We start from the raw sequence: 5,324 nt of genomic DNA on the forward strand, positions 1-5,324 counted from the left end.
TTAACCCCCAACCTCACGTTAAGATTGGTTGATAAGGATGATTTGTAGGATGTTTTGCAGGTGTGATGAACACTTGTGAAGAGCTATTCTATTGCCGATTTTTGATTTAATTTATAGTTGAATTTACTTTTCAGGAAAGTGAAGGGGGCTTCTATTGTTAAAAATAGAAGGAGAGTTTTAATCACATGAAAATAATAAAATATGTGCCTTGAAAAAATACAATCATGTTGTTTTTTAATAGTTAGGTTTGGTTTTATTTTAGTTTTTATTCTGCTTGCCTCCGGTGTTACTGTACTTTTTTCAAGTGAGAGTATAACCACTTCTTCTTTCTCCTCGAATATGATTATGCCTCCACCGATTGTGGGCTGTAATGACCCTATCGTAGGGAAGGGAGCCGTTGTCGATCAGCTTGCCGGTAGCTTGGTAAGTGCGCTTTCAGGATCCAATGCATCAGATGTAATCGTAGATGGAGATCTAACCAATTTTATCGCATTCAATGGTACTGACCTTATCGGGGTGGGGGCTATTTCATTGGTGTCGGTAAAAGATGTCAATAATACTTATCCTGCGGGACAACGAACAGGCTTCGTCGTATCCGCTGAGGGAGGGCTGATAGGTGCTGACGTACTCAATGATCTGGAAATTCGTACTTATCTGAACAATCAACTACAGGAAACTGCTCAGGTTGGAGGAGGAGGTTCACCAATCTCTCTGGCTTTATTGGCAGGGCCTGGTAGCCGCCGTCGAGTAGACTTTGTTACTACTTTGCCATTTGATGAAGTAGAACTAAGCCTAACAGGGGTAGCTAATCTTAGCCTGATTTCTGCGCTGCGCGTTTATTACGCTTACGAAGAGGTGGATGGATGTGACTATAACTGTGCCACTGCCCTTAATACGGCAAATTACCCTTTGGCTACCGCTAGTACGAATTGTGAACTGTTTGTAGTGAGTTGTCTTGATGATGGTTTTAATAATTTTTCCAATACAACGAATGCAGATACAACAGACTATGCATCAGACCTTTTTATTCTCGCAGAATCCAACTATTTGGATATTGATATAGGAGAAAATATCCCTGCCAACTATGAAGTTGGCTTTGCCATTGAGCAAGTTGGATTGTTAGGTTTACTCTCTCTAGATGTATTGGGGGGCATAACGATTGAAACTTATGATAATGGTGGTTTGGTGGAAACATTTATTGCCAATGATGCACTTGCCAATGTAGGCGTCCTCACAGGTAGTATCAACCTGATCAGCTTTCCCACTACCCAAACTTTTGATCAGGTAAGAATTACCATTTCGAGTGTACTAAGTTTAGCTACAACCTACCGTATCTACTACGGCTTTGTTCGCCCTGATACTGATGGCGATGGTTTCCCGGATTGTGTTGATCAATGTGCGGGTGGAGACGATAATTTTGATATGGATGGTGATGGAACACCTGATTTCTGCGACGACGACTGTATGGTTAATGCTGGAATTGACGCTTCGGCGTGTACTTCCACGATGACATTTACCCTTTCGCCCGCGGGTGCCGGCGAAACATGGTCGCCAGTTATGGGCAACCCTAGTGCAGCTAGCATTGATGCAGCGGGAGTCATTACAGGGTTAGATATGGAAGGATATTACCTGTTCGAGCTTTCGAACGGTAGTTGTAGTGATACAATAACCATTGCCTATTTCGCTTCCCAAGGACCAATTGAGTGTAATGACCCAATCGTTGGGCGTGGAGTAGTCATTAATGACAATGGCTCTTGTTCCAACTGTGGTAATATTGATGCAGACAATGTAGTAGATGGCGACCTTAGCAATTATACGGAAGAAAGTAGCCTGCTAAGTTTGAGTTTACTAGGAGGAGATACTCGTTTGATTTCGGTCAGAGATACCCTTCAAGAGTATCCTGCCGGATTAAGAGCTGGTTTTGTACTTAGTTTTCCTAGTGGCCTGTTAAGTTTAGATCTGCTAGATGTTTTCGCCATCCAGACTTACAACAATGGTGTGCCAGTAGAACAAGCTGGTATTGGGAGTGCTAATTTACTCAATGTTGATGGCTTGGGGACCAACGGACAGCAGCGATTGTCTTTCGTTACTACTCAGCCTTTTGATGAGGTGGAGTTGATCATTCAGGGAGGTCTGGCTTCGTTAGATTTATTGACGACCGCCAGGATATTTTATGCTTTTACTGAGCCTACTTCCTGCCCTGATGCGAATACGATCACTGATATCACAGACCTCTGTGGTATTCCACTTACTGCTTCTTCTGACTATTGCGGAGGAATTGTTTATGAAAGAAGTGGCTTTACTGGTATTGCCTGTGTAGGGTGTACTGTTGATTCTCTCTCTAATCTTATAGATGACGACCTGACTCAGCCGACAACAATCGATTTGTTAGCTGCTGCATTGGGAGATGTAAGTTTATCAGTAGCGGCAACTACCGTCGTAGATGGAGGAAGCATTGCTGGCTTTGCTATTGGTATAGAACCGAGTTTACTCGATGTAGGGCTATTGGATAATATTTCTCTTACAACCTATCTAGGGGGAGTACCGCAGGAAACCATTATCAGTAGCAATCCTTTAGTAACGGCTAGTTTGCTGAATAACGGTAGTGAAATTACCTACTTGAGCTTTGCTACTACCCTAGATTTTGATGAGGTTCAGATCACCTTCGATGCTGGCCTTGCAGCAGTGTCTGCATTAGGTGGCACCATTAGTGTATATTATGCTTATGTCCAAGCGGATAGTGATGGAGATGGTACTCCTGATTGTCTCGATAAATGTTGTGAAGGTCCTGATACGCTTGACGCTGACGGGGATGGACTTCCAGATTCGTGTGAAAATATAGCGATTGTCAAGAATGGTGCATTCCAGGACGAAAATGGTGATGGTTTTGCACAAGTAGGCGAAACGATTACCTATTCGTTTACGGTTACTAACCTGGGCAACGTTACATTGACTAACCTAACAGTTACTGATCCATTGGTCACGGTGAGTGGAGGTCCTCTGGCAACTTTGGCTGGGGGCGCAAGTGACAACTCTACCTTTACAGCGAGTTACGTATTGACGCAAGCGGATATTGATGCTGGCGGCGTTACTAACCAGGCTTTGGTCATGGGGACAGATACCAATGGTAATTCGGCTATGGATGTGTCTGATGACAACGATATTTCTGAAGACGACCCTACGGTGACTACTTTGCCTCAAAACTCTGGAATAGCGATTATCAAGGTTGGTACATTTCAGGATACTAATAGTGATGGATTAGCGCAAGCAGGCGAGACGATTACCTATATGTTTTCGGTTGCGAATATGGGTAACGTTACGTTAAATAACGTAACGGTTACTGATCCATTGGTCACGGTGAGTGGAGGTCCTCTGGCAACTTTGGCCGTAGGTGCTATTGACAATACAACGTTCACGGCGAGTTATGTATTGACGCAAGCGGATATTAATGCTGGTAGTGTTACTAATCAGGCTACCGCTATGGCTATCAACCCTAATGGTGATCCGATAACCGATGTGTCCGATGACAATGATCCACTAGAGGATGACTTGACGGTAACGTCACTTCCACCTCCTTTCGTTAAGCTAGAGGCAAAAGTTCAGCTCCAAGGTGCTTTGTTGGGCGCTACAGGCGGTTTGATGCGTGATGATTTGCGTTCGCGCGGTATGCTTCCGAGCACAGAGCCCTACACGGCGCTGGCTGCGTTTACCCACGTGGGAGGCGGTGGAGGTGAAACGGTAGCTGATCCCGGAACGGTCTTTGCAGATTTGGGCAATAATTCTATCGTCGACTGGGTATTTGTCGAGCTTCGCTCGTCCAGCAATCCGGCTACGGTGGTAGAAACGCGCGCTGGTCTTTTGCAGAAAGATGGTGATGTAGTAGGTGTGGATGGCGTGAGTAGCTTATGGTTTACGCAATCTGTCCCCGGCGACTACTTCGTGGCAGTCCGTCACCGCAATCACTTAGGAACGATGACAGCCAACACAATAACGCTTACTGCCACAGGTGTAGTAGTAAACTTTATGGATACGAACTTGGATCTGTGGAATAGTCAATCGATGTACGATAATCGAGAGCAGAAAGTTATCGATGGACAATATGCCCTATGGTCTGGAAATACCTTGAGCGATGATCGCGTAGTTTTTGCAGGTCAGTTTAATGACAAGGACCCTGTTTTTAACCAAGTTGACAGTGCTCCGGGTAACTTCTTTAAGATTCAAACTTACATTCTGCCAGGGTATAACCTAACAGATGCCAATCTGGACGGTGATACCATTTTTGCGGGTCAAAATAATGACGTCGACCCTATTTTCAATAATGTTGACGGGCACCCTGCTAATTTCTTTAAGATACAAACCTTCATCATTGTTGAACAACTAGCTCAAGAATTAACCCCTTAGCAAGGGTTGAGGAAATAGTAAGGTTCCCCCCCGTTATTCTCTAGTCATTTTCATTTGAATAAAATTACGAACTATGAAATTTCACTACAGTGCTATAAGTATTGTATTTCTATGGTTGCTTTCGATCTCCTCTCTTTGGGGGCAGAATGAAGTAACCTATGGTTTTATCCAGGATTCTAATGATCCTTTGGATATTACTGCGGTTGCTTATCCGAATTTTACTTCGAACAATGTAACCATCTCAACAGCAGTTTTTAGTTTCATTTTACCTGAGGGTACAATGACCGACCCTGCTATTCCTCCTGTACCCAGTTCGGGGCCTTTTATAAACATAACAGGTTCTTGGACAGCACAGTTGATAACGGAGGACACTTATGATATGTTTGCGGGAACCACGGATGGTTTTGGTGGTTATGATGTATATCAGGTAGTACTGCAAAACTCACCTTCTCCTAACACGACTTCGGGAGCTCCAATTGAGCTATTCTCTTTTAGATTACCGAATGATTGTATGAGTGGAAATGTAGAAGTGCTTACCAACGATGGTGCTATCCAACAAGGGATTTTTACTACTTTTGGTGCGAATTTCAATAACCAAATGTCCATTAGTGTAGATGACGCTCCTTCTTCTGATATCTATCTGGAGAATGACCCTACTTCTTTTTCTTTACCTTGTATGTTGTTGAATTCAGATATAGCGATCATCAAAAATGGAACTTTTGAGGACGAGAATAGTGATGGTTTTGCGCAAGTAGGCGAAACGATTACTTACGCCTTTACGGTTACTAATACGGGGAATTCAGATCTAACCAATGTTACTGTTACAGATCCATTGGTAGCGGTGATGGGAGGCCCAATTGCTACTTTGGCTGTAGGTGCGATTGATAATAGTACTTTCACCGCGACATACACGATCACGCAAG

2 protein-coding genes are annotated in these 5,324 nt (G+C 43.7%); both read left to right on the plus strand.

All coding sequences use genetic code 11. The features are described 5' to 3' along the window. Window positions 1-345: 345 nt before the first annotated feature. Complete coding sequence (locus tag ACRBG0_RS27830) at window positions 346-4,401, plus strand: DUF7507 domain-containing protein (RefSeq protein WP_431490101.1); 4,056 nt, start codon at window positions 346-348, stop codon at window positions 4,399-4,401. 73 nt (window positions 4,402-4,474) lie between these two features. Beyond that, window positions 4,475-5,324: DUF11 domain-containing protein (locus ACRBG0_RS27835; RefSeq protein WP_431490102.1), on the plus strand; the 850-nt coding region annotated here is incomplete at its 3' end.

The organism is Lewinella sp. (assembly GCF_050633125.1).
Taxonomy (GTDB): domain Bacteria; phylum Bacteroidota; class Bacteroidia; order Chitinophagales; family Saprospiraceae; genus Lewinella.

Bases quoted from the DNA above. Each gene is read 5' to 3' on its own strand.
- ACRBG0_RS27830 (WP_431490101.1), top strand. From the start codon at position 346: ATGCCTCCACCGATTGTGGGCTGTAATGACCCTATCGTAGGGAAGGGA.